Origin of the sequence: Aeromonas rivuli, from assembly GCF_000820045.1 — a bacterium.
Lineage (GTDB): Bacteria > Pseudomonadota > Gammaproteobacteria > Enterobacterales > Aeromonadaceae > Aeromonas > Aeromonas rivuli.
Genome location: NZ_CDBJ01000027.1, coordinates 23,033 through 45,976, shown reverse-complemented (window position 1 = coordinate 45,976; position 22,944 = coordinate 23,033). Strand labels below are relative to the sequence as shown.

The window sequence follows — 22,944 nt, the reverse complement described above, 5'->3', positions numbered from 1 at the left end:
TTGGCCATGGCTATCGCTTCCGTGCGGCAGAGAATGGCTCTAGTTATGTCACATATAAGGCACATTTTCCACGCTCCACATGGAGCAATATTGCATAAGATTGTGGCTTAACGCCTTGTTTTCAGGTCATAAAATCTTCACATGTGAATCATTGAGGCAGTTTCAGCTGAAATCTGGCCCCGCCGAGGGGGGATTCATCCACCCGGATTTCGCCGCCATAGCTGTGCACTATCTCGGTGACCACGGCCAAGCCAATGCCCTGACCCGGCGAGGTGTCGGCGCGCACCCCTCGTTGGAATATCTGCTGCGACTTGCTCGGCTCTATGCCTGGGCCATCATCCTCGACCTCGATCAGCAAGCCATTGTCCTGACGGCGCACCTGGACCCGGATCTCGCTGATGGCGAACTTGCAGGCGTTATCGAGCAGGTTGCCCATCAGCTCCATCAGATCCCCCTGTTCCCCATGGAAGAAGACGTCGTCGTCAAACAGGAAACGGGTCTGCAGCTTCTTGTGGCGGTACACCTTGGCGAGGCTGGCCAGCAGTTTTTCGATGAGCGGCACGGGTTCTGTCCCCTTGCCGGCGAGGCGTTTTCGGCCAGTCACGGCTCGGCGCAACTGATACTGGACCATCTGATCCATGGTTAAAATTTGTTCATTGATGTTTTCGTGCAACTCCTTGCTCATTGCGACATCTTGCGTCGTCATCTGTATGAGCGCTAATCGGGTCTTCAAACTGTGGGCGAGATCATTGAGGGCATGCTGGTAGCGCAGGGTCTGCTGGCGTTCGTTCTCCAGCAGCTGATTGACGGAGCCGGTGAGGGGAGCCAGCTCGCGCTCGTAATCTTGTGACAGGGCATCCCGTTTGCCTGCGCGGATCTCATCGAGCTGGCGCGCCATGGCGCGCAGTGAGGAGAGGCTCCAGAAACTGGTGAGCAGCAGCAGGGCACCGAGCAGGGCATAGGCGAGCAGTGCCTGACGCATGCACTGGTAGAGGTAATCTTGTACCTGCTGTTGATACGAGGTGGCCGAATCAATCATCACCACGTAATAGGTGACGGGGCCCTGGCCATGGTTGCGCATGAAACGCAGGCTGTAGATGAAGTAGCTGTTGCCGCTCTTGATGGTGAGCAGCTTGAAGAAGTAGTCATGATCCATCTTGCCGAGGTAGTTCATCAGATCCTGGCACAGGGTCGGTTTGGCCTCGAGCACCTCGGGATTGTGCAGACTGGCCCAGCTTATCTGGCCATCTGCGCGGCAGATCATGGTGTCTAGTCTCGGATCGGCAGCATTCTTGTCCAGGGTATCGAACCCGGCCTGGCCCTGATTATCGGGCAGCTTGGAAGAGAACAGCTTGGAGAGGTTCTCCTGCATCTGGGTGCTGGTCTGTTTGACGAGCTCTTCCTGTTTGGCCAGGTAGAGGGCATAGACGGCAAAGGCCAGAATGAGCGCGATGACCAGCATGGTGCTCAACATCAGCTTGGCCAGCAGGGAGCGGCGGATCAACGGCATGGGCTGGCCTCGGTGAGAGTCTGGGGATGGGCTCGCGATGCCAGGGGCTCACCTGGTTGGAGAGTGAGAGACAAGGCGAGAGCCATCTTAGCTGCAGGAGAGATTGAAGATGTAACCCTGGCGACGGATGGTGGAGATGGGTTGTATCTCGCCATCAGGATCCAGCTTCTTGCGCAGTCGGCTCACCATCACCTCTATGGTATTGGGGTCACCTTCCCCATCGCCATAGAGCTGGTCGAGCAGCTGCTGCTTGGAGACCACCTGGCGGGCATTGCGCATCAGGTATTCCAGGATCAGATATTCAAAGCTGGTCAGCACCACCACCTCCCCGGCGATGGTCAGCTCCTTGCGCGACAGATCCAGTTCGTAATCCCCCCCTTGCACCTTGGGCGAGATAAAACCGGCGCTGCGCCGCACCAGGGCATTGAGCCGGGCCAGCAGTTCATCTTTCTGGAAGGGTTTGACCAGATAGTCGTCGGCCCCCGCTTCGAGCCCCTCGACCTTGTCTTGCCAGTTGCCGCGGGCGGTCAACACTATGATGGGGAAGGCGATCTGCCGCTCTCTGAGGGTGCGGATCAACTGCAGACCATCCATGTCCGGCAGGCCGAGATCGATGATGGCCACATCGATGGGGTAATCCTCGGCATAGTGCAACGCCACCTGGGCGCTGTCGGTGCCATGCACCTGATTCTGCGCCTCGCCGAGCAGGGTAGTGAGATGATGGTTGAGCAGCTTGTCGTCTTCGACTAACAGAATTTTCATAAGATGTTCGTGCATGAGATCCGAGACGCCAATTAGAGGGGTTTAAGCTGGGAGAGTCAATTCAGATGGTAGCGGATAGGGCCTGTATTGAGACTGAATCGGCACTAATTGTGAACTGGATAACAGGGACAGGGGGCTGTATTCAGACCCCTGAGCGCCCGGTCTGATTGCCCGGACTCCCGCCATCTGGCACGCCAGCGCCTTCGGTCGGCCAATCTGCTATTGATCCGGATCGGATTTTCGCCTCTCCCCGCTTCCCTCCGTCATGCAGACCGCTATGATAGCCATTTGGTGACCAATGTTCGGGCATGAGGTTGTCCGTTGGCATGGCCAATACGCATCATGACGCCAATCATGCAAAACGTGAGACAGGCCATAAACAAATCGACACGTGGTTATAAATAATGCCCACAACATGGTTCATGATATGTCCGGGGAATGTATTGCTAGACAGATCCTTGAAATATATGCACTGTTTTGTATGTAGATGAATGATATTTTATTTTCTCATGGTTACAGATATCTGATTGGCGTTCATGGAGGCATGATTGAAGCATTTAATCGTTTTTACCGGAGGGCCAGGGTCAGGAAAAACAACGACTATTGATTGCTTGAAGGCGCTCGGTTACCAGTGCGTGGATGAAGTTGGCCGCAAGGTCATTCTGCAACAACTTGCGATAGATGGCCGCGCGTTACCTTGGATGGATAAGGTCGCCTTTCGCGATGAGATGGTACGAGAAGAGTTGGAGTGTTTCAACCACCATCAAGGCAACCAAGGCCTGGTATTCTTTGATAGAGGTATTATCGACTCATATGCCTATTCAAAACTCGAAGGGCTGCCGATACCCAGTGTATTGTTGAACACATGCCATCTTGCTAGATATCACATTGATGTGTTTATCTTCCCGCCGTGGGAATCTATCTATTCTAATGATTCAGAGCGTAAGCAGAGTTATGCTGAAGCTGTTGATACTTACTTGGAAATGGTCGCTGCATACCAGACTTTTGGTTACTCGTTAATTGAAGTACCAAAGGCCTCGGTACCCGAGCGTGTGGAGTTTATTTTACGGTCACTGGCGGCAACCTAACGGTGATTAAGTCAAGACAGTATCATGCAGATGAACCATTGCATGGCTGTTAACGAAAAACCGTGGTGCAGGAATATAGAATGTAATAGCCGGAGACTGCATGCGAGAAAGCTTGAAAAGAAAATTCGTTGAGGTATGTGACAAGAAAATTGCCAGCAAGGGACCTGGGGTGGGTCTGTCCTTCTATGCCTTCTTCGCAAACAGGAATGACGATCCCGAATTACTCATGGAGGCGGCCACCTGGTGGATAATGACGCATAGGCTCGATCATTTTGAAAAGGCAACGAAGATAAAAGAGCTGGTTCTGTCCAGTGAATAGCGCCAATATCTCTGACCTGCTCTCAGGGACCCAAGGAAGAATATTTAAACTAAGCGTATGCTCAAAAGGCACTATACGCTATAAGCACACTATGACAGCTAGCTATTTGATGTGGCAGGATGCTTATGAATTCAGATATCCAGGAGAAGTTTGATGGCTACCCGACAGAGGCAAGGCAGCAGCTTGAGCGCGTTCGCCAGCTTATTCTGGACTCTGCGATTGAAAACCAGTTAGGGGAGGTTGAAGAGTGCCTCAAGTGGGGGGAAGCGAGTTACCTCGTCAGAGGGGGGACGACCATTCGAATCGACTGGCAGCCAAAGGATCCGCATGTCATCAAAGTATTTTTTCACTGCCAAACCCGGCTGATTGAAACCTTCAGAGAAATTTATCCAGGCATCTTCTGCTTTGAGGGAAAGAGAGCCATTATAGTGCCGCTGACTACCAATATTGAGCAGATACCATTAAGGCATTGTATTGTATTGGCGCTCAAGTATCACAGCCTTAAGGGGCTTCCTCTTCTGGGGGCCTGATCTGACTGTGCCTCTATTATATCAATGTCATTTAATATCGAGGTCTCAATGGATGTGCTAAAGCAGTCAATAATTCAGGGTTATATGGAAGGCGCATATTTTTGCGACACTCATACGACTGAAATAGATTATAAAAATCAATCGGCATTGGATATTTACCATGCTGTTGCAAAAGGCACCCCAGCCTGGATTGATTGGTTAATGTCATTGAGGAATGCGACGGTATCATTCTTTGGTTTGAAAGATCTTGGGGGCATGACGAGTGTCGACGCCGGTAAAGTCAGCAGCGAATACAAATATGGTGATGTTGTCGGGATTTTTAGTATCTTGCAAAACACTCAACATGAAGTCATTCTGGAAGACCGTGACAAACACCTGGATGTAAAGGTGTCGTTTCTTGTCACTCCAAATGGCGACAAGGCAACAGTACATGTGACTACGGTCGTTCATATAAACAATACCTTAGGTAAAGTTTATATGTTCTTTGTCACGCCCATGCATAAAATAATTGTGCCTCACTCATTGAAGAGTCTGTCGTTGGCTTAGTGATCCAGCTGTTTAAATTACATTAGCTGCTGTTATCGTAAAGTCATTCTTTGCTGTACGGTTCCTATGTGGCGCACTGATAATAGAGTCAATCCTGAGGTATTTGACACCATGTTGAAAGTGATTGCACAAGATTTTATACACCCGGACCACATCGATGATGTCATGCCACTCTATCGAGAGTTGGTAGAAAAAACGCGACAAGAACCGCGCTGTATTTCTTACGAGCTGTGTATTAACCAGAAGGATCCCGGACATTTTATCTTCATTGAGGAGTGGCCAGATAGAGCGGCCCTGGATGCTCATTGCAATACCGAGCACTTCAAGCGGTTGGTGCCGATGATCAATCAACATCAGCGACAGGCGGAAAGTTTCATTCTGATGGATCCATTCAAGTAAGAAGGCGCACTCTTGGGCCTGCTGCCGACTCAATCACTGTGTCGTCCATCTGGACAATTAACGGGGCACAACGTCGGGTGATGATCCTTCCCCTGTTCGAGGCGGCCATGCAGAGAGACAAAAGAGCCAGTCAGTGTTCACTGACTGGCTCTTGATTGACGCCTGGTTTACAGGTGTTTGGGGCTGGGATCAGCCTACCAGACTGGCCCAGAGGTCATATTCGTCCGCTTCATCGATGCGGACCTTGACCATGTCGCCCGCTTTGAGGCCGGTTTCACCATTGAGATAGACCAGGCCGTCGATCTCGGGGGCGTCGGCGAAGGAGCGGCCGGTGGCCCCCTCTTCGTCCACTTCGTCGATGAGCACCGTCATCTCCTGGCCGACCTTGCGGGCCAGCTTGCGGATGGAGACCTGCTGTTGCAGCTCCATGAAGCGCACGAAGCGCTCTTCCTGGATATCTTCCGGCACCGGATCCGGCAGCTCGTTGGCCTTGGCGCCATCAACCGGGCTGTATTTGAAGCAGCCGACCCGGTCCAGCTCCGCCTTGTCGATGAAGTCCAGCAGCATCTGGAACTCTTCTTCGGTCTCGCCGGGGAAGCCGACGATGAAGGTGGAGCGCAGGGTGATCTCGGGGCAGATCTCGCGCCACTTCTGGATACGCTCCAGGGTGCGCTCGACGGTACCCGGGCGCTTCATCAGCTTCAGGATGCGCGGGCTGGCGTGCTGCAGCGGGATGTCCAGGTAGGGCAGTACCTTGCCATCGCGCATCAGCGGGATGACGTCGTCCACGTGCGGGTAGGGGTAGACGTAGTGCAGGCGTACCCAGATGTCGAGCTTGGCCAGCTCTTCACACAGGGCCACCATGCTGGTCTTGACCGGCATGCCATCAAAGAAACCGGTGCGGTGCTTGACGTCCACGCCGTAGGCGGAGGTGTCCTGGGAGATCACCAGCAGCTCCTTGACGCCAGCCTCTTTCAGGCGCTTGGCCTCGGCCAGCACGTCGCCGATGGGACGGCTCACCAGATCCCCGCGCATGGAGGGGATGATGCAGAAGGTGCAGCGGTGGTTGCAGCCTTCGGAGATCTTGAGATAGGCGTAGTGACGGGGGGTCAGCTTGACGCCGTGGGCCGGCACCAGGCTGGTGAAGGGGTTGTGGGTCGGCTTGGCCACGTATTTGTGGACGTGACCGAGCACCTCTTCATAGGCATGAGGGCCGGTGATCTCGAGCACCTTGGGGTGGATCTCGCGGATCTGATCCACCTTGGCGCCGAGGCAACCGGTGACGATGACCTTGCCGTTCTCGGCCAGGGCCTCACCGATCGCTTCGAGGGATTCCTGTACCGCGCTGTCGATGAAACCGCAGGTGTTGACTACTACCAGCTCGGCATCGTCATAGCTGGGCACCACATCGTACCCTTCGGTACGCAGCTGGGTCAGGATGCGCTCGGAATCGACCAGGTTTTTGGGGCAACCCAATGATAAAAAACCAATCTTAGGCATTTTTTTGTACTATCACATTGCTGAAGGTCGCAGAGTATACAACATGACACAAATGTACAGCTATATCCGGTGGTCATCAGATCGCCAAGAATTGGGAACAACCCTGCAACGGCAGATTACAGGAGCTAAAGAATTTGCCATCCAGCAAGGCTTAGAGCTTGTCGAAGTCATTGATGCTGGGGTGAGTGCCTTCAAAGGCAAAAACACCACTGATGGCAAACTAGGGGACTTCATTGCGGCTGTTGAAGCCAAGGCGATCCCTTCTGATAGCTGGCTCTATGTTGAGAACCTTGACCGCCTCACAAGACAGGAAGTCACCACCGCCCAAGAACTGTTTTTGAAGTTGCTCCGGCTTGGCTTAACCGTCGTCACAGGTATGGATAAACGAGTGTACACAATTGAGTCTGTAAACCAAAATCCCACAGACTTAATGCTTAGTATCCTGTTGTTCAGTCGAGCGAATGAAGAGAGCAAGACCAAACAGGCCCGCACCATCGGAAATGTGGAAACCCTGATTGAACGCCATAAGAAGGGTGAACCTGTGAACATCAAGAGTGCAGGAAAACACCCCTTCTGGGTCGATGATAGCGGTTCCCAGTATGAGGCAATCAAACCCCATCCTAAGTATTGGCAGATTGCCCGTGAAGCATTGGATATGTTCTTAGAAGGGCATGGGATATACAAAGTAAAACGCTATCTTGATGATCAGTATCCAAATGAACTGAATGGAAAAGAATGGGACTATCAAGTAATCAAGCGTATGCGAGAAAGCAGAGCATTGATCGGGGAGCGAACGCTAAACGTCCAAAAAAGAACTTACATACTAGAAAACTACTATCCAGCACTGTGTAAAAGTGAAAGTGAATTCTTGAGACTACAGGAATTAAGAGTTCAAAATGGACACAAGTCTAAAAGGGACCCAAACAAAGACAACATAAAGTTAATGTCAGGTTTGAGTATCCTACGTTGTGCTAGGTGCAAGGGAACTATGCATGGATATCTCAACAAAGGAAAACCAAGATATATATGTGTTAACGGCAAACACAAACAAAAAGGTTGTTCGGCATGGTCGGTAACTGCACCACTAGTTGAACAATGTATAATCATATGTTTGCTTATGGAATACTTAGATTCTTCTAGGGATACATCACAAAATGTATCTGACATTGAAAGTGCAATAGCATCTAAACAGAACCTTTTAGAGACATGTTCCAATAAGGTAAAGAATCTAGTGTCTTTAGTTGAGAATGGTGTTGGTAACATATCAGAACTTTCTGACAGATTGATTGAGCTTGGAAAGGAAAGGGATGGTTTGATCAAACAGATATCAAACTTGAGTGATAAGAAGATTCTTATGGAAGGTAAGGGATCCTTTGAAGATACTATGATTGACTTCATTGGGATGATCCGTTGGGATACCTTCAATGATATTACTGATGAATCAAGAAATAAAATCAGAAATAACATAAGTTCCATAGTTGAAACTGTATTTCTTGATAAGATTGATGGTTGTCTAAGTATCAAAGTGAAATGCATAGGTTCAGATATTATTTATGTGTTTACTGGGGATATGATGAAACCTCAATGGAAGTTCTACACAGAACATTATGTTGATGGTGAAAGTTATTTGGTTAGTACTAATGATGATTTACTTAGTCATGAAAAAATGAAAACTATCATTAAGACAGAAAAAGAAATTCAAAACACCTATCAAAAATACTTAAAAACAGTAATGGGATTACTTTCTACAGTTGGGTATCCTGAAATAAATGGTTCTGCATTTTGGCCTAACAGATAGGACATGTAAATATCATTCATTTTTATGCCAAAACCAATGGAAATATAAATCCAAGCTTGATTCATATGAAAATATAGATGAAGTTGGTGAAGTAAACTAACATATAAAAGAACCCTTTTGGATCCTTCTGTGCGGGTGTTCTTCTTGGTCGTAGAGTATGCACTCCGTGGAGCCTTCCTAATTGAAGCCGTTATTATGTTGATCCTGAGCCTCTGATGGGCTTGATCGCCCATTTGTCGTATGCAGTAGCACTAACAACACCAAAGGCATTTTTGGATCTAGTTATTAAGTATTTGTCATTAAATAACAATGGCTTATGAATACATAAAAAGAGAATAAAAAGCCGTAACTGCTTGCAGTGCGGCTTTTACCACGTAGTCACGAGCCCACGAGTGACTACTGGTGTACACATGTATAAGTAGGTATCTGTAGAATTTTCGTATAAAAAATGAACTGTTACAGAAAATCGGCAGTAGTCAATCGAACTCGCTGCACTCGCTACTCATGACTACATGGGAAGAACTCCTAACCGCAAGCGGTAGCGGCGTTCTTCATTGCCTTTTGATTGTTCAGAACTGAAAAGGTGGGAATAACCCCCTATAAAATATAAGGTATTAAATCCCACTTTTCCCTTGAATCCATTAGGCAGCCTTCCTCAGTCCGGCTGTAGACTGGTGCTTCTCGTACCTCTCCATGAAGATCTCCCGTTCCCAGTCAGTACAGCCCTCATTGGATCCTTTGAACATCCACTCCCTGAACTCTTCCAAAGTTGGGTTCTTTTGGAGCTTTCTTCTACAGCGTTCAGAAGCGGCGGAATCCAGCTTGAACTGCTTAACAGGTGCACCGACAGGTTTCTTGATGGGGTTATCTGATTGAAGCTTTAGGTCAATGTGCTTGATGTTTGTCCCTAGTGCTTCTGCTTGCTCGCGGTCGAGAACATAGACGCGTTGGATTTGGGTTGAACTGTAATCCCTACTACACCCCCTCAGTACGAATTGGTGCATAGCTTCATGTTCCCTAGAGCTAATGAACTCGCTATAGATAATGCCGAATAAATGTTCAATATGTGCAGCCTCGCTGGGGCTTGGTTTGAGCGTGGCTAACCAAACACAAGTCTCGTACGCCCTGAAATCGTTCAAGCCACGGGCTTCTACACTGATTTTGTGTCCTGGCAACTCATATGCCTCCCCATGAGCGTTCTTACGTCTGTCGTCAGAGTTGTTATGGGTGTAGTAGTAATCAGCACCAAGATTGTCGATTAAATAGTCATAAATTTTGGTCAAGCACTCATTGCTATCATTCTTCCAGGTCGTTGATGCTCGCGTGTGCTCCAGAAAGTAGAAGATTTCTAGGCGATCATCCAAAGGGACAGATCTTTCCTGTATGTTGGGCAGTGTAATTGGTCTGAATAAGTGATTATGTGCTTTATATATCATGGAGTTAGTGAAGTTAGCTCCAATGAAGGTCATGTCTAGCCCTGCGTCTATATACTTCTGCAAATCTCGCCAAGCTGTGATGTTCAATTGGGACTTTGAACTGTCATAAAACCAGCTCGAATCCATGAAGAACTGGTCATTATCCTGAATAATGTCGAGAGTTTTGCTCACTGTTGTGGTTATGTCCCCCGAAAAATCACGCTTTGTTCCTATGCAGTACTGCTCGCTGGATTGTCGCTTCTTCGCTTTCTTACTGGAGGACATGTCATAGGGGGTCAGCTTCAACAAATCATCTTGGACTAGTCGCTTTGCTGCTGGTGTGGCGTCGTTGAGAGTGATATGAGAACTGAAAGTTACAACGTCATCCAAGTATATTGTAAATTCTTTCAGTAGGTTAGGATCGAGTTTAAAGAATATTTTATCGCTAATGATCAGTGCTTTGTGGCTGACCTGGGGGGCTCGTAGGTAGTCCAGAACCGCTTGTAGAATGTCACAACAGTAGTTCTGCGAGTTCTTGTCACTGACCCACACCAGAGAACCATTGATCTGTGATGCCACATACTCCTGCATCTTGTTAGTGCCGAAAGCCAAGATGAAGAATTGATCGGATATTGAGCTGTTTATCTCTTCGATCAGGGCGGTAGTTTTGCCAGCTCCACAACCATAAGCGGCAAACTTAAGCTTATGAAGTTTTGGAAACAGTAGGTTGTGATCGATCAAAGTAGGGTAGATTATTGTTTTTATTTTCATATACTTCCTTTTTATATATCCCAGTAACTCGTTGTTTACTGGCGATTTTCCAAATAAAATGCATACAAAAAAGCCCTAGGGCCAGGGGCGTCTAGAGTCTGGGGCTGCATAATTTTGGATGTATCTATTATAGCACGAATGGTGCTGTTTTTTCAGAAATTGAGGTGAAATTCAATATGTCAATTTTTATTTTATAAAAGTATCAAGTGTTACTTTTTTAGCCTAGCTGACTGGCCTTCAAACCCGAAAATTATCAGAACCCAGTACCGTCATCGTTCTTTGAGGAAATTGAAGGAATCTCATACTCAGAACAGAAATAAGCCTGTTTTTATCTGCACGAGTCAAAAATCATCTGAGCCACCGGAATAATATTTAATGTGGCATTATCGAAAAATGTCAAGATATATTTTATCTTTTCGTGATTACCCACGAGCCTCAGCTTATTGGGTGTATACGTGCCAACGGACATTCCGCAGGGGTATTCACTCGCCTCAGATGTTAATTAGTAAGATGGCTCAGTGGTTCGTGGGTAAGGTGAATCGGCCGGGGGAAAGCAGTCTTGAAACTCAGCATATATGCCAGCCATTTTACCGGCCTCTGCTGGTACGCCAGCCAGGATCAAAAGCAGATTACCTGCAATCCCCAGCAGCCCATTCGAGTGTCGGATTTGCATCAGAACCAGCTCCGGCGGGAAGCCTCTGCCATGACGATTCACTGCATGGATGCCACCGTGCACAAAAGAGCTCAGAGGCCGCCACGAGTAATGTTTGAACTCCTTGAGATGAACCACTGGTGCATGTGGTGCCTTCTCCTCGATTGCTTCTAGCATTTGGCTGAGCATCGGAATTTTGTTGGCTTGCTTAGCAGTATCCTGCGTGAGCTCAGCAAGCATCAATTCAGCTTGGCTGTCCGTCGCAACGTAAAGCACCCAAAGGGAACGAACCAGCGACTCATACTGCACGCGAAGTAGGGCTGCGGCAGATGTATGTAGGCCTGCTGCCACTAGATACTTCAAGCTTTGAGCATGTTCAAAGCTAAGGCTAGCAAGTGCCCTCGTAGCCTGTAGACGACAGGAATCATTTACCAGCGGTAACGAAAAGAAGTCAGCTAGTCGCTCCTCCAATACCGCAGAACGTGCAAGCAACTGATTAAAGAGCATATGGGCCTACCTAAAACAACTTTTAACAGGGCATTCACAGATTTAAGGCTATCCCAACTCTCAACAGCAGAAAAGCGTTTCGTGATAACCCATCAAACTCAACCATCCTGAGTAAACGGCAATTACTGATTCGATAGAGTGCGATCCGGGTTGAAAAAGACACTAGAGGAAAATCTCTTTTGAGTACTCCCTAGTGATACCGATCTGCTGAGTCTCGTTTAGTATCGTTTAGATATTGAAATAATCTATATGATACAGTATCATTGATCCAATTTAAACGATACTTGATGGCAGACAGGGGTAAACGGATGATTTTTGGATATGCGAGAGTCTCGACAAAAGATCAAAGCCTTGAACGCCAGTTAGCGGTACTGGAACCTGTCTGCGATAAGATCATTTCTGAGAAGGAATCAGGGAAGTCCACCAGTGACAGGCCAGAACTGCTGAACCTGCTTTCACACCTCCGCGAAGGCGATACCCTTGTAGCCCATTCTATTGACCGTCTTGCACGTAACACCCGCGACTTACTCGAAATGATAGATGGCCTTGTTGAGCGGGGTATTGTTGTTCGCTTCCTGGCTAACGGTATGAGCTTTGACAACTCCCCGCAAAGTCGTTTGATTCTGACCATGATGGGGGCTGTTGCAGAGTTTGAGAGAGGCATGATCGCATCAAGACGTAATGAAGGCATAGCCATTGCGAAAAATGCGGGCCGATACAAGGGGAAGCAGAAGAACAAGGAACTTCATAGCAAGATCACTGAAATGCTTTTGGCTGGGAAGAACACGCCGGATGAGATCGCGAAGCTGTGCGATTGCGGTAGGGCAACAGTATTTCGTGTCAAAAAGGAAATGATGAGTGCTGAATTGATTGCTTAATGAAGAAAAGATGCAGTAGGAGTTAATATTACAGGCATAATTGCTTGTTAAAGCTGCCGCTATTAGCATTGAAAAATAGCTCCGTTATTATGGAGCTATTTTAAACTGTCAGTTAGTCTAGTTGGTTTTCATGGAATAAAGAGTCTAAATCTAGAGTGATATTTTTCTTATTTAATTCTTTCTCGATACATATCCAGCGATTACGCTCGGAATTCTTGATTTCTTTAACTGCTTGCTCACTATTAATTTTAGCTTGGTTATTGAAATTAAATTTCAACTCATCAAGTATATGATGTTCAGTATAACATGCCCCGCCTTTATTGATCGCCGTATCTATATGTTTGGCATCTCTATTTGGATCAAACTGAATGTACGTTTTATTAGATTTTTGCCCCTCAGCTATGCTGCATCCATATAACGTAAATTTAAATTTAATTTTATTATTGATGTGATTTGTAAGTTGGTAAGACGGATAACTACTTTCTTGTTTCAAGTAGTAGCTGATACTACCGTCAGTTTCCTTTTTAATGTTTAAAAATTGCCTCTCCTTTAAGAGGCTAATTTTGCCACTATCAAAATCACCCATATTATAATGGTTGTTGAAGTGTATAATAAATTTATCACCATAGTCACTAACCATCATTACACCGTTCCAATTTCGATCTTCAGATGTTTCCATTACTGTACCATCCGTTTGCATCGCTGTGTTACAGTAGTATTCATTACTGAGCTTGTCTGGGTGTTTATCTTTCTTTTTTGTTGATACGACAGCTAATGCTAGTGGTTTTTTTTCATCGAGCATCATATTAAGAAGATTAATCCTCTGAACATACGAATCTTTAATCTCTTGAGCACTTTTTGCTTTATTACGTTCATTTTTCAACCATAGCAGTTGCGATTTCTTCAGAGAATCTAAATTTTCTGGTTTGGAACTATTCACTTTTTTGTAAACAACACTTAATTGCTCATCTAATGTAGATAGCTCAGAAGTTGAGCAAATGGTTTGTTCGATAAAGCTGCGAGCCTTATCACAATCAAATGAGGCTGCCATTGCAGTTGAGCTTAATGGCATAAGTGAAGTTATAGCAACCATATAATATCGGATAAGCATATATAACCTTTTAAAGTATTTTTGACAAAAGCGGCCCATTGAAAACATTTAGTGTCTTATATTCTGATTAATTAATAACATACATTATAATTACCGCCATTTTTTTGCACGCATTGTAGACGTTCAGGGAAGTACTCTATGTTCCTAATTTTAGGTTTTGCATCAACTCTAGAAAGGTGAGGGATATTTTGTATAAGGGGGAAAATACATTGCATAAAGATATTCTCCACTTCAGTCTTGTTTCTAAGAAACTCAACATTAGCTAGATCCCTCTGATACATTTCTTGCTTCACCATATAATCAGGGTATTCAGCTAATGGTCTCCAATTTTGAGATTGGGTATCAAATAATGCTTTATATGGAGCTAGGTTTGATTTCATCTCTTGTCTGCAGTTGGAACCGTCAATTGCTCTCATATATGCTTTATCACTGACGCCTTCGTCTATATATGCCATTTCAGCACTAGTTCGCTCTACAGAGAGCTTATCATACGCAGCTATTTCACTAAGTATTTGCTGTGTTAACTCTGGATGTTCTTTAAAATCGGTACTAATTAAGTGTCTAAGTTGTTCTCTTTTTTCGGCATCAAATAATAGTACAGCTGTTTCAACTGCTGCGGCTCTATCTTCCTCAGCTTTCACTACAATCCTTCTTTCTTCATCCGCCTTATCTTTTGCTTCTTTTTCTAACAAGTACTTTGAATATTCATTTGTATCAAAGATGTTATTTCTCTTAGCATCCGAAAACTCTGCTTCAGATAGGAATCCTAACTCTTTACCCTGCATTGCACTTGCAGAAGATCCCAGTGTATTAGAAATACTGACAGAGAGAATTAATAAACAAGGTACTGTGTAGTTGTTTACGAACTTGTACTTTGGGTGTGGTAACAGTCTATTCCTAATTCGCTCCATGGAAAGTAGTGCCCAGGACAAAGCTAACAAAGCGACTAATGTCATAAATGTGGCAGATATAATAGTAAGCGTGCTTGACCAGAAACCCATTCCGGGCTCATATATTTCTTTATAAGTACCTAGCCCAAAGATTAGAGTTACTAATCCCCATAGACTATATACTAACGCTTGCATTCTGTTTTTCATGATATTTGTAGTTCCATTACGGTTAAAAAATAAGATGAGATTCATTCGTTACTAACGGTCGATGATACATATCTTTCCGGCCAAATGGTATGGGTAGCAACGCCTATATAGTCAGCAATGGATTGTTTACTTTTAGGCCGTAGGCCGCCAGCAGAGCTTAGTACCCGGTTATTGTGTTGATATCTCTAAGGCTTGGCATCTGTACGGGATTTTAATTTACTTATTGATTGTTAGGGCAACCCAAGGAGACGAATCCTACTTTGGGGGCCTGTTTTGTGTTGGACATCGCTCAATCGCTCTTAGGTGGCTCTCTTATAAGGGCGCGGATTTTACCGGAATGGCTAACCAAAAACTATACAGCTGGACGCGTTGACGGGAACAATTTATGTCAAATGCCTGGGCCGCGGGTGCCAGATACACGAGGAGGCGGACATTACCAGCCGGGAGAGCCGCACCAGTACTGGCTTTTGGAGGATGGACAGCGGTAACGGGGCGGATGCCAGGGGTGAGCAGAACGCTCAGATGGGGGCAGATGGCGTCTCAGCGCAACGGCATATCAAGGGCAGGGCCGAGGGGGGAGTCTATCAGGGCAAGATGAGAGAGCCGCGCGGGGCGGCTCTGATGGTCAGCGCAGCAGCAACAGCGTGCAGGGCAGGGCGCGCAGCATGGCGCTGGTGTGGCTGCCGAGCACGAACTGGCGCATGCGGGAGTGGCCGTAGGCCCCCATCACCAGCAGGGCTATCTGCTGCTGTGCCAGATATTGAGTCAGGGTGGGGAGGAGTTCCCCCTGGCGCAGACTGGGGATCACCTGCCAACCCCCCTGGCGCAGCATGGCGGCGGCATCCTCGAGCTGAGCGCTGTGCTCGGCGCTGGGGTCGGCCACCATCACCAGATGACAGGGCAAGCCCTTGAGCAAGGTACTGCCTGCCAGCTGCAGCAACGCCCGCTGCGCCGTCTCGCTGCCATCAAAGGCAAACAGCAGGCTGGTGGGGGCGGTGAAGTGGCGCTGCACGACCAGCGCCGGGGTGCGCTGGGTGCGCAGCAAGCTCTCGAGCTGGCTGCCGACCACGGCATCTTCCCCCTCGTGCCGGGCGCCGCATTTGCCGAGTACCAGCAAGCGAGTCTGCTCGGCAAACTCGCTCAGGGTCTCGAGCAAGTCGCCATGGCGCTGCAGACGATTGGCCTGGATGCCGTGCTCCGCCAGCTGATGGACGGCGGCGTCCAGCTGCAACTTGCCTTGCTGGCGAGCCAGCTGGCTGCGCTGCTGGTCGAGTTCGGCCAGCTCGACCTGCAAGGTCTCCCGGCTCCCCAGACCAATGGTGCCGCTCAAGTCGGGCAGCACGTTCTGGTGGCGCTCCAGCACATGCAGCAGGGTGACAGCATCACCGGTGATGGCAGCGGCCCAGGCGGAGGCATCGCAGATGGCCCCTTGGCTGGCTACCCCATCGAGGCAGGCGAGGATATGGGTCATGGTCGCTCCTTAGTGGTTGGCCAGCAGCTTCTCTATCTCTTCGGGCTTGTCCTGTACTCCGAACCGGTCGACCAGGGTCGCGCTCGCCTCGTTCAAACCGATCACGTCGACCTGGGTCCCCTCGCGGAGGAACTTGAGCACCACCTTGTCCAGGGCGGTCACCGCCGTGATGTCCCAGAAGTGGGCCTGGCTAAGATCTATGGTCACCCGGCCGAGCACCTCTTTGAAGTCGAAGGCGGCGATGAACTGTTCGGCAGAGGCGAAGAACACCTGGCCTCGTACCTGATAATGGCGCTCATCACCCGCTTTGCTGCTCTCGCTCTTGACCAGCATGAAGCGGGCCACCTTGGCGGCGAAGAAGAGGGAGGCGAGCAGTACTCCGACAAATACCCCAAGGGCAAGGTTATGGGTAGCGACCACGACGGCAACCGTGGCCACCATCACGATATTGGTGGAGAGCGGGTGGCTGCGCAGGTTGCGGATAGAGTCCCAGGAGAAGGTACCGATAGATACCATGATCATCACGGCGACCAGGGCGGCCATGGGGATCTGGCGGATCCACTCATCCATGAAGACCACCATCAGGATCAACAGGGTGCCTGCCACAAAGGTGGAGAGACGGCCACGGCCGCCAGATTTGATGTTGATGATCGACTGGCCAATCATGGCGCAACCCGCCATGCCGCCCATCAGGCCAGCCCCTATGTTGGCCAGACCCTGCCCCTTGCACTCGCGGTTGCGATCGCTCTTGGTGTCGGTCAGATCGTCGACGATGGCCGCCGTCATCAGCGACTCAAGCAGACCGACCACGGCCAGCGCCGCAGAGTAGGGGAAGATGATGACCAGTGTCTCCAGATTGAGCGGCACGTCTGGCCAGAGGAAGATGGGCAGGGTATCGGGCAGCTCGCCCATGTCGCCCACGGTACGAATATCGATGCCCATGGTGATTGCAATCGCCGTCAGGATGACGATGCACAGCAGCGGGGAGGGCACCAGCTTGCCCACCACGGGAATGAGCGGGAACAGATAGATGATGGCAAGGCCGGCGGCCGTCATGGCATAGACCTGCCAGGTGACGTTGGTGAGCTCGGGCAACTGGGCCATGAAGATCAAGATGGCCAGGGCGTTGACGAAGCCAGTCACCACCGAGCGGGAGACAAAGCGCATCAGGCTGCCGAGCTTGAGATAGCCAGCCCCTATCTGCAAGATCCCGGTGAGCAGGGTCGCCGCCAGCAGGTATTGCAGGCCGTGATCCTTGACCAGGGTGACCATCAGCAGCGCCATGGCACCGGTGGCGGCGGAGATCATGCCGGGGCGGCCGCCGACGAAGGCGATGATGACGGCGATGCAGAAGGAGGCATAGAGACCCACCTTGGGATCGACGCCAGCGATGATGGAGAAGGCGATCGCCTCAGGGATCAGGGCCAGGGCGACCACTGTGCCGGCTAGCAGGTCACCACGCACATTGGCGAACCACTCTTGTTGTATGCGTTGACGCATGTCGATTCTCTCGCTCGTTATCGCTCACCGCCTTGTCCCTTGGCGGGATCGAGGGGGAGTCATTGTGATGGGGGTCGGTGATAGCCGGTCTCGCTGGAGGCTTGGCTGCATCCTGCTGCTGCGACATCCGGGCCGTGCCGCTGATTATTTGGCCGCGCAGGGTAGCAAAGCAGGGGCGGGAGGAAAAGTCATCTGGCTGGATTGATCATTTCAATAATTCTTGTATAGTTGAACTAACTGAGTGAATAAGGTGTGGATCATGGTCGAAATGAACAAGACAGTCGCCAGCAAGTTGTTCGAGTCTCTCGCCTCCGGGGTGCGACTCGATGTGTGGCGGCTACTGGTCAAGGCGGGTCTGGAGGGACGGGTGGCGGGTCAGCTCGCCAGCGAGCTGGACATCGCCCCCAACGCCCTGTCGTTTCATCTGAAGGCCATGCTGCATGCGGGTCTGCTCTCGGTGGAACAAGAGGGGCGCTACCTGCGTTATCGCGCCAACATCGCGCTGATGCAGAGCCTGATTGGCTACCTGACCGAGGAGTGCTGCGCCGGTCACCCGGAGGCCTGCGGCATTGTGCCTGCACGGTCCAAGTGCTGATCTCATGGGTTGCCAGCGCGGCCCCATGGCAACAATACAGTGATTGCGCTGCGAGTGGTTGTACCCGTGGCCAAGAGCCGCGGGTCGCCAAGGCTGCGTAGCATTGGCTTCTCTTCAATCCATCAGACATTTTCAACGTAATATGGAGTCGCTGTTTATCATGCACCCCTTTGACATCCTGAATCTGGATAATGGCGCCCGCCTTATCTTCACCCCCTGCCCTGGCACCAAGGAGGCTTCCCTGCAAGCCTCCCTCAAGACCCTGCAAGCCGCCGGGGCCGATGCGGTAGTCACCATGATGCCCGATGCCGAGCTTAGCGAGTTCAAGGCCGATGCCTTGCCCGCCGAGTGCGCCGCGCTGGGGCTGGCCTGGTTCCAGCTGCCGGTGGAGGACGATTGCGCCCCCGAGGCGCCCTTTGCCGCCGCCTTTGCCAGCCACAAGACGGCGCTGCTGGCTCGCCTGGCGGCGGGCCAGACCCTGGCCATTCATTGCCGTGGTGGCTCGGGTCGTACCGGGCTGATGGCGGCCATATTGCTGCTGGAATCGGGCTATGCCCCCACACAGGTCAAGACGCTGGTGCAAGGGCTGCGTCCCAAGGCGCTGACCCTGGCGCCCCACGTTGACTACCTCAACACCCACTACTCATTCGCCGGTTAAGGAAAACAGCATGACTATCAAAGTTGGTATCAACGGGTTTGGCCGCATGGGCCGTCTCTCATTTCGCGCCGCCTTCGACTGGGCGGATGTGGAGTTTGTGCGCATCAATGACCCGGCTGGGGATGCCGCCTCGCTGGCACACCTCATCACCTTCGATTCCGTCCATGGCCGCTGGCATCATGAAGCCAGAAGCCATGGAGACCAGATGGTGATAGGCAACCATCGCATCCTCTGCACTCGCAACAAAGAGATCGGTCAGACTGACTGGTCTGACTGTGATGTGGTGATCGAGGCTTCCGGCAAGATGAAAACCAAGGCCCTGCTCAATGCTTATCTGGCGCAGGGGGTGAAGCGTGTCGTGGTGACAGCTCCGGTCAAGGAAGAAGGTGTCCTGAACGTCGTCATGGGGGTCAACCACCAGCTCTACGACAAGGCGCAGCACCCCATAGTGACGGCGGCCTCCTGTACCACCAACTGCCTGGCGCCCGTGGTGAAGGTGATCCACGAGCAGCTCGGCATCAAGCACGGCTCCATGACCACCATCCACGACATCACCAACACCCAGACCATTCTGGATGCCCCCCATAGCGATCTGCGCCGCGCCCGCGCCTGCGGCCTGAGCCTGATCCCCACCACCACGGGGTCTGCCACCGCCATCACCCACATCTTCCCCGAACTCAAGGGCAAGCTGAACGGTCATGCGGTGCGGGTACCGCTCGCCAACGCCTCCCTCACCGATTGCGTGTTCGAGGTGAGCCGCCCCACCACAGAAGCCGAGGTCAATGGCTTGCTCAAGGCCGCCGCCATGAGTGAGCTCAAGGGGATCATGGGCTATGAGGAGCGCCCCCTGGTGTCGGTGGATTACAAGACGGATCCGCGCTCCTGCACCATAGATGCGCTCTCCACCATGGTGATCAATGGCACCCAGGTGAAGATTTACGCCTGGTATGACAACGAGTGGGGCTATGCCAACCGCACCGCCGAGCTGATGCGCATGGTTGGCCGGATGGACAAGGCGCAAGGATAACCCGGCCATGGCACTGACCCGACTCTCCCCCGAGGCTCGCCAGTATCTGCTGGTGACCGGCAACTACTGGGCCTTCACCCTGACCGATGGCGCTCTGCGCATGTTGGTGGTGCTCTACTTCCATGGGCTGGGTTACAGCCCGCTGGCCATCGCCTCCCTGTTTCTCTTCTACGAGATCTTCGGGGTGGTGACCAATCTGGTGGGGGGCTGGCTCGGCGCTCGCCTCGGGCTCAACCGCACCATGAACATCGGGCTGGCCCTCCAGGTGCTGGCGCTCGGCATGTTGCTGGTGCCGCCGCTCTGGCTGACGGTGCCCTGGGTGATGGGGGCGCAGGCGCTCTCGGGGATAGCCAAAGACCTCAACAAGATGAGCGCCAAAAGCTCCATCAAGTTGCTGGTGCCGGGAGAAGCGCAGGGTCAGCTCTATAAGTGGGTGGCACTCTTGACCGGTTCGAAGAATGCCCTGAAAGGGATGGGCTTTTTCCTCGGCGGCGCCCTGCTGACCCTGCTCGGGTTTCAGGGGGCCGTGCTGGTCATGGCCCTGGCCTTGGCGCTGGTGTGGTGCGTCAGCATGCTGACCCTGAAACGGGATCTCGGCAAGGCCAGGAACAAGCCCAAGTTCAGGGAGATCTTCTCCAAGAGCCGCGCCATCAACACCCTGTCGGCGGCCCGCCTGTTCCTGTTCGGTGCCCGGGATGTCTGGTTTGTGGTGGCGCTGCCTGTCTACCTTGCCTCCAGCTTTGGCTGGGATCATTGGTATGTGGGGGGCTTCCTGGCGCTCTGGATCATCGCCTACGGTGTGGTTCAGACCCAGGCGCCCCGCTTTACTGGCAAGCGAGAGGGGCGGGTGCCCGATGGCAAGGCGGCGATGCGTTGGGCGCTAGTGCTGGCTTTGATCCCTGCCCTGATTGCCCTGGCGCTCCACTATGAGGTGCATCCGGCCATCAGTCTGGTGGGCGGCTTGATGGTGTTTGGCGCCCTGTTTGCCATCAACTCCTCCCTGCACAGCTACCTCATCGTCAGTTATGCCGGCTCTGACGGGGTATCGCTGGATGTGGGTTTCTACTACATGGCCAATGCTCTGGGGCGTCTGCTCGGCACCCTGCTCTCCGGGCTGGTGTTCCAGCTCTATGGTCTCGAGGCCTGCCTCTGGATCTCCACCCTCTTTATCCTGTTGGCGGCGTTTATATCCATTGGTTTGCCACGCCATCAGCCTTCCACTTCATCCAACCCTCATGGAGTCTCGTGATGAGTACAACAGCCTGCTGCGATCTGCCCGTCAGCAAAAAAATGAGTTTCCTCGACCGCAATCTGACCCTCTGGATCTTCGTCGCCATGGGCATAGGGGTGGGGATTGGCTATCTCTTCCCCCAGGTGGCCCAGTGGAATGAGGCGATGTCGGTCGGCACCACCAATATCCCGCTGGCCATCGGCCTCATCCTGATGATGTACCCGCCGCTGGCCAAGGTGAACTACGCCACCATGGGCACCATGACCCGGGATCGCCGCGCCATCACCCTCTCCCTGGTGATGAACTGGCTGGTGGGCCCCATCCTGATGTTCGTCATCGCCCTGGTGTTTTTGCATGATCAGCCGGGCTACATGGTCGGCCTCATCCTGATAGGCCTGGCGCGCTGCATCGCCATGGTGCTGGTATGGAACGATCTCGGCGGCGGCAACAAGGAGTACGGTGCGGGTCTGGTGGCCCTCAACAGCGGTTTCCAGATCCTCACCTACAGCTTCATGGCCTGGCTGTTCATTACCGTGCTGCCGCCCCTGTTCGGTTTAGAGGGTTTCGCGGTGGATATCACCATGCTGGATATCGCCGAGAGCGTGCTCATCTATCTCGGCATCCCCTTCCTGGCAGGCTTTCTGAGCCGCCATTACCTGGTCAAGGCCAAGGGGGAGAAGTGGTACACCGAGCGCTTCATCCCGGCCATCTCCCCCATCACCCTCATCGCCCTGTTGGCCACCATAGTGCTGATGTTCAGCCTCAAGGGGGAGATGATAGTCGAGCTGCCCATGGATGTGCTGCGGGTCGCCATCCCGCTGGTGATCTACTTTGTGCTGATGTTCTTCACCAGCTTCCTGGTGGGCAAGAAGCTGGGTATCCCCTATGACAAGAACGCCTCCATCGCCTTTACCGCCACCGGCAATAACTTCGAGCTGGCCATCGCGGTCTCCATCGCCGTGTTTGGGCTGAGCTCGGATCAGGCCTTCGCCGGCGTCATAGGCCCACTGGTTGAAGTGCCAGTGCTGATCGCCCTGGTCAATGTGGCCCTGCGCATGAAGCGCCACTATGGCAAAGCGGAGGCGCAAGCATGAGTGGCCCCGCTATCACCATCTACCACAACCCGGCCTGTGGCACCTCGCGCAATACCCTGGCACTTATCCGCAACTCAGGTGTGGAGCCGACCGTCATCCACTATCTGGAGACGCCGCCGAGCCGCAAGACCCTGGTCGCCCTGATTGCCGCCATGGGAATACCGGTACGTGACCTGCTGCGCCAGAACGTGCCGCCTTTTGAGGCGCTGGGGCTGGCCGGGGAGGGATTCAGCGATGATGAGTTGATTGACGCCATGCTGTCCCATCCCATCCTGATCAACCGCCCCATAGTGGTCACCCCGCTGGGCACCAGGCTGTGCCGTCCGTCAGAGGTGGTGCTGGATATTCTGCCGAACCCCCAGCAAGGAGCCTTCAGCAAGGAAGACGGGGAGCAGGTGGTGGATGCACAGGGACGACGTTTCAGTTCATCGCCATGATGGATATTGGTCCACACAGGGGGAGCCTTGGCTCCCTCTTCTTATCCC

At 51.5% G+C, this 22,944-nt stretch carries 22 protein-coding genes and 1 pseudogene; 13 read left to right on the top strand and 10 right to left on the bottom strand.

What is annotated here, in order from left to right; genetic code table 11:
• Positions 1 to 148 precede the first annotated feature (148 nt).
• Both BN1130_RS04500 and BN1130_RS04495 read right to left on the bottom strand, forming a co-directional pair.
• Entirely contained in the window at positions 149 to 1,510 is a 1,362-nt protein-coding gene (locus tag BN1130_RS04500; protein WP_042040584.1) for an ATP-binding protein, read from the bottom strand.
• An 87-nt stretch (positions 1,511 to 1,597) separates the two neighbouring features.
• Positions 1,598 to 2,272, bottom strand: a complete 675-nt coding sequence (locus BN1130_RS04495; protein WP_042040583.1) for a response regulator transcription factor — start codon at positions 2,270 to 2,272, stop codon at positions 1,598 to 1,600.
• Between the two features lie 548 nt (positions 2,273 to 2,820).
• Between BN1130_RS04495 and BN1130_RS04490 the strand changes: the two genes are divergently transcribed.
• The 5 genes from BN1130_RS04490 (at position 2,821) to BN1130_RS21515 (ending at position 5,154) form a co-directional block, all read left to right on the top strand.
• The gene (locus BN1130_RS04490; protein WP_042040582.1) at positions 2,821 to 3,360 is read left to right on the top strand and encodes an AAA family ATPase; all 540 of its coding nucleotides are present in this window, start codon (positions 2,821 to 2,823) and stop codon (positions 3,358 to 3,360) included.
• Positions 3,361 to 3,460: 100 nt separating this feature from the next.
• Positions 3,461 to 3,679 carry a DUF6500 family protein gene (locus BN1130_RS04485; RefSeq protein ID WP_042040581.1) on the top strand — a complete coding sequence of 73 codons (219 nt, stop codon included), beginning with the start codon at positions 3,461 to 3,463 and terminating at the stop codon, positions 3,677 to 3,679.
• Positions 3,680 to 3,804: 125 nt separating this feature from the next.
• A complete protein-coding gene (locus BN1130_RS04480) occupies positions 3,805 to 4,209 on the top strand; it encodes a DUF1801 domain-containing protein (RefSeq protein ID WP_042040580.1) in 405 nt (134 codons plus the stop codon).
• 48 nt (positions 4,210 to 4,257) lie between these two features.
• Positions 4,258 to 4,755: a DUF2867 domain-containing protein gene (locus tag BN1130_RS21520; protein ID WP_084218133.1), complete on the top strand. Its 498-nt coding sequence runs from the start codon at positions 4,258 to 4,260 to the stop codon at positions 4,753 to 4,755.
• 111 nt (positions 4,756 to 4,866) lie between these two features.
• On the top strand, positions 4,867 to 5,154 hold the full coding sequence (locus BN1130_RS21515) for a putative quinol monooxygenase (RefSeq protein ID WP_084218132.1): 288 nt from the start codon (positions 4,867 to 4,869) through the stop codon (positions 5,152 to 5,154).
• 189 nt (positions 5,155 to 5,343) lie between these two features.
• Here BN1130_RS21515 and rimO read toward each other — a convergent pair whose 3' ends face one another.
• A complete protein-coding gene (gene rimO, locus BN1130_RS04465; protein ID WP_042040576.1) occupies positions 5,344 to 6,654 on the bottom strand; it encodes a 30S ribosomal protein S12 methylthiotransferase RimO in 1,311 nt (436 codons plus the stop codon).
• A 43-nt stretch (positions 6,655 to 6,697) separates the two neighbouring features.
• On the opposite strand from rimO, the gene BN1130_RS04460 reads away from it, so the two are divergent.
• Positions 6,698 to 8,452: a recombinase family protein gene (locus BN1130_RS04460; protein ID WP_042040985.1), complete on the top strand. Its 1,755-nt coding sequence runs from the start codon at positions 6,698 to 6,700 to the stop codon at positions 8,450 to 8,452.
• 641 nt (positions 8,453 to 9,093) lie between these two features.
• On the opposite strand, the gene BN1130_RS04455 is transcribed toward BN1130_RS04460, so the two are convergent.
• Positions 9,094 to 10,638: a hypothetical protein gene (locus BN1130_RS04455; protein ID WP_042040574.1), complete on the bottom strand. Its 1,545-nt coding sequence runs from the start codon at positions 10,636 to 10,638 to the stop codon at positions 9,094 to 9,096.
• Positions 10,639 to 11,140: 502 nt separating this feature from the next.
• On the bottom strand, positions 11,141 to 11,797 hold the full coding sequence (locus BN1130_RS04450; RefSeq protein ID WP_052448195.1) for a DUF6988 family protein: 657 nt from the start codon (positions 11,795 to 11,797) through the stop codon (positions 11,141 to 11,143).
• 308 nt (positions 11,798 to 12,105) lie between these two features.
• Between BN1130_RS04450 and BN1130_RS04445 the strand changes: the two genes are divergently transcribed.
• Positions 12,106 to 12,675 (top strand): recombinase family protein, encoded by a 570-nt coding sequence (locus BN1130_RS04445; RefSeq protein ID WP_042040983.1) that lies wholly within the window; start codon positions 12,106 to 12,108, stop codon positions 12,673 to 12,675.
• Positions 12,676 to 12,787: 112 nt separating this feature from the next.
• Here BN1130_RS04445 and BN1130_RS21510 read toward each other — a convergent pair whose 3' ends face one another.
• The 5 genes and pseudogenes from BN1130_RS21510 to BN1130_RS04430 form a co-directional block, all read right to left on the bottom strand.
• Entirely contained in the window at positions 12,788 to 13,768 is a 981-nt protein-coding gene (locus BN1130_RS21510) for a lysozyme inhibitor LprI family protein (protein WP_198135227.1), read from the bottom strand.
• Positions 13,769 to 13,857: 89 nt separating this feature from the next.
• The gene (locus BN1130_RS22115) at positions 13,858 to 14,883 is read right to left on the bottom strand and encodes a hypothetical protein (RefSeq protein ID WP_157013899.1); all 1,026 of its coding nucleotides are present in this window, start codon (positions 14,881 to 14,883) and stop codon (positions 13,858 to 13,860) included.
• Between the two features lie 41 nt (positions 14,884 to 14,924).
• Positions 14,925 to 15,008: pseudogene (locus tag BN1130_RS23160) on the bottom strand (hypothetical protein); the annotation flags it as partial.
• 500 nt (positions 15,009 to 15,508) lie between these two features.
• On the bottom strand, positions 15,509 to 16,354 hold the full coding sequence (locus BN1130_RS04435) for a universal stress protein (RefSeq protein WP_042040573.1): 846 nt from the start codon (positions 16,352 to 16,354) through the stop codon (positions 15,509 to 15,511).
• Positions 16,355 to 16,363: 9 nt separating this feature from the next.
• Positions 16,364 to 17,854, bottom strand: coding sequence for a SulP family inorganic anion transporter (locus BN1130_RS04430; protein ID WP_042040572.1), 1,491 nt, complete (start codon positions 17,852 to 17,854; stop codon positions 16,364 to 16,366).
• Positions 17,855 to 18,122: 268 nt separating this feature from the next.
• Between BN1130_RS04430 and BN1130_RS04425 the strand changes: the two genes are divergently transcribed.
• The 6 genes from BN1130_RS04425 to arsC all read left to right on the top strand — a co-directional run bounded on the left by BN1130_RS04425 (position 18,123) and on the right by arsC (position 22,896).
• Positions 18,123 to 18,449: an ArsR/SmtB family transcription factor gene (locus BN1130_RS04425; protein ID WP_042040981.1), complete on the top strand. Its 327-nt coding sequence runs from the start codon at positions 18,123 to 18,125 to the stop codon at positions 18,447 to 18,449.
• Between the two features lie 160 nt (positions 18,450 to 18,609).
• Complete coding sequence (locus BN1130_RS04420) at positions 18,610 to 19,107, top strand: phosphatase domain-containing protein (protein ID WP_232301925.1); 498 nt, start codon at positions 18,610 to 18,612, stop codon at positions 19,105 to 19,107.
• Positions 19,108 to 19,117: 10 nt separating this feature from the next.
• Positions 19,118 to 20,134 (top strand): ArsJ-associated glyceraldehyde-3-phosphate dehydrogenase, encoded by a 1,017-nt coding sequence (locus tag BN1130_RS04415; protein WP_042040569.1) that lies wholly within the window; start codon positions 19,118 to 19,120, stop codon positions 20,132 to 20,134.
• Positions 20,135 to 20,141: 7 nt separating this feature from the next.
• Positions 20,142 to 21,383 carry an organoarsenical effux MFS transporter ArsJ gene (gene arsJ, locus BN1130_RS04410; protein WP_042040568.1) on the top strand — a complete coding sequence of 414 codons (1,242 nt, stop codon included), beginning with the start codon at positions 20,142 to 20,144 and terminating at the stop codon, positions 21,381 to 21,383.
• Positions 21,383 to 22,459: an ACR3 family arsenite efflux transporter gene (gene arsB, locus BN1130_RS04405; RefSeq protein WP_042040566.1), complete on the top strand. Its 1,077-nt coding sequence runs from the start codon at positions 21,383 to 21,385 to the stop codon at positions 22,457 to 22,459. The genes arsJ and arsB overlap by 1 nt, the downstream gene beginning before the upstream one ends.
• Positions 22,456 to 22,896, top strand: a complete 441-nt coding sequence (gene arsC / locus BN1130_RS04400; protein ID WP_042040564.1) for a glutaredoxin-dependent arsenate reductase — start codon at positions 22,456 to 22,458, stop codon at positions 22,894 to 22,896. The genes arsB and arsC overlap by 4 nt, the downstream gene beginning before the upstream one ends.
• Positions 22,897 to 22,944 lie beyond the last annotated feature (48 nt).

Excerpts from the sequence above, each read along its gene's own strand:
- BN1130_RS21510 (WP_198135227.1), bottom strand. The coding sequence starts at position 13,768 with ATGGTTGCTATAACTTCACTTATGCCATTAAGCTCAACTGCAATGGCA.
- BN1130_RS04455 (WP_042040574.1), bottom strand. The coding sequence starts at position 10,638 with ATGAAAATAAAAACAATAATCTACCCTACTTTGATCGATCACAACCTA.
- arsC (WP_042040564.1), top strand. The coding sequence starts at position 22,456 with ATGAGTGGCCCCGCTATCACCATCTACCACAACCCGGCCTGTGGCACC.
- BN1130_RS04460 (WP_042040985.1), top strand. The coding sequence starts at position 6,698 with ATGACACAAATGTACAGCTATATCCGGTGGTCATCAGATCGCCAAGAA.
- BN1130_RS04445 (WP_042040983.1), top strand. The coding sequence starts at position 12,106 with ATGATTTTTGGATATGCGAGAGTCTCGACAAAAGATCAAAGCCTTGAA.
- BN1130_RS04415 (WP_042040569.1), top strand. The coding sequence starts at position 19,118 with ATGACTATCAAAGTTGGTATCAACGGGTTTGGCCGCATGGGCCGTCTC.
- arsJ (WP_042040568.1), top strand. The coding sequence starts at position 20,142 with ATGGCACTGACCCGACTCTCCCCCGAGGCTCGCCAGTATCTGCTGGTG.
- BN1130_RS04420 (WP_232301925.1), top strand. The coding sequence starts at position 18,610 with ATGCACCCCTTTGACATCCTGAATCTGGATAATGGCGCCCGCCTTATC.
- BN1130_RS04430 (WP_042040572.1), bottom strand. The coding sequence starts at position 17,854 with ATGCGTCAACGCATACAACAAGAGTGGTTCGCCAATGTGCGTGGTGAC.
- BN1130_RS21515 (WP_084218132.1), top strand. The coding sequence starts at position 4,867 with ATGTTGAAAGTGATTGCACAAGATTTTATACACCCGGACCACATCGAT.
- BN1130_RS04450 (WP_052448195.1), bottom strand. The coding sequence starts at position 11,797 with ATGCTCTTTAATCAGTTGCTTGCACGTTCTGCGGTATTGGAGGAGCGA.
- BN1130_RS22115 (WP_157013899.1), bottom strand. The coding sequence starts at position 14,883 with ATGAAAAACAGAATGCAAGCGTTAGTATATAGTCTATGGGGATTAGTA.
- BN1130_RS04485 (WP_042040581.1), top strand. The coding sequence starts at position 3,461 with ATGCGAGAAAGCTTGAAAAGAAAATTCGTTGAGGTATGTGACAAGAAA.
- BN1130_RS04480 (WP_042040580.1), top strand. The coding sequence starts at position 3,805 with ATGAATTCAGATATCCAGGAGAAGTTTGATGGCTACCCGACAGAGGCA.
- rimO (WP_042040576.1), bottom strand. The coding sequence starts at position 6,654 with ATGCCTAAGATTGGTTTTTTATCATTGGGTTGCCCCAAAAACCTGGTC.
- BN1130_RS04435 (WP_042040573.1), bottom strand. The coding sequence starts at position 16,354 with ATGACCCATATCCTCGCCTGCCTCGATGGGGTAGCCAGCCAAGGGGCC.
- BN1130_RS21520 (WP_084218133.1), top strand. The coding sequence starts at position 4,258 with ATGGATGTGCTAAAGCAGTCAATAATTCAGGGTTATATGGAAGGCGCA.
- BN1130_RS04495 (WP_042040583.1), bottom strand. The coding sequence starts at position 2,272 with ATGAAAATTCTGTTAGTCGAAGACGACAAGCTGCTCAACCATCATCTC.
- BN1130_RS04425 (WP_042040981.1), top strand. The coding sequence starts at position 18,123 with ATGAACAAGACAGTCGCCAGCAAGTTGTTCGAGTCTCTCGCCTCCGGG.
- arsB (WP_042040566.1), top strand. The coding sequence starts at position 21,383 with ATGAGTACAACAGCCTGCTGCGATCTGCCCGTCAGCAAAAAAATGAGT.
- BN1130_RS04500 (WP_042040584.1), bottom strand. The coding sequence starts at position 1,510 with ATGCCGTTGATCCGCCGCTCCCTGCTGGCCAAGCTGATGTTGAGCACC.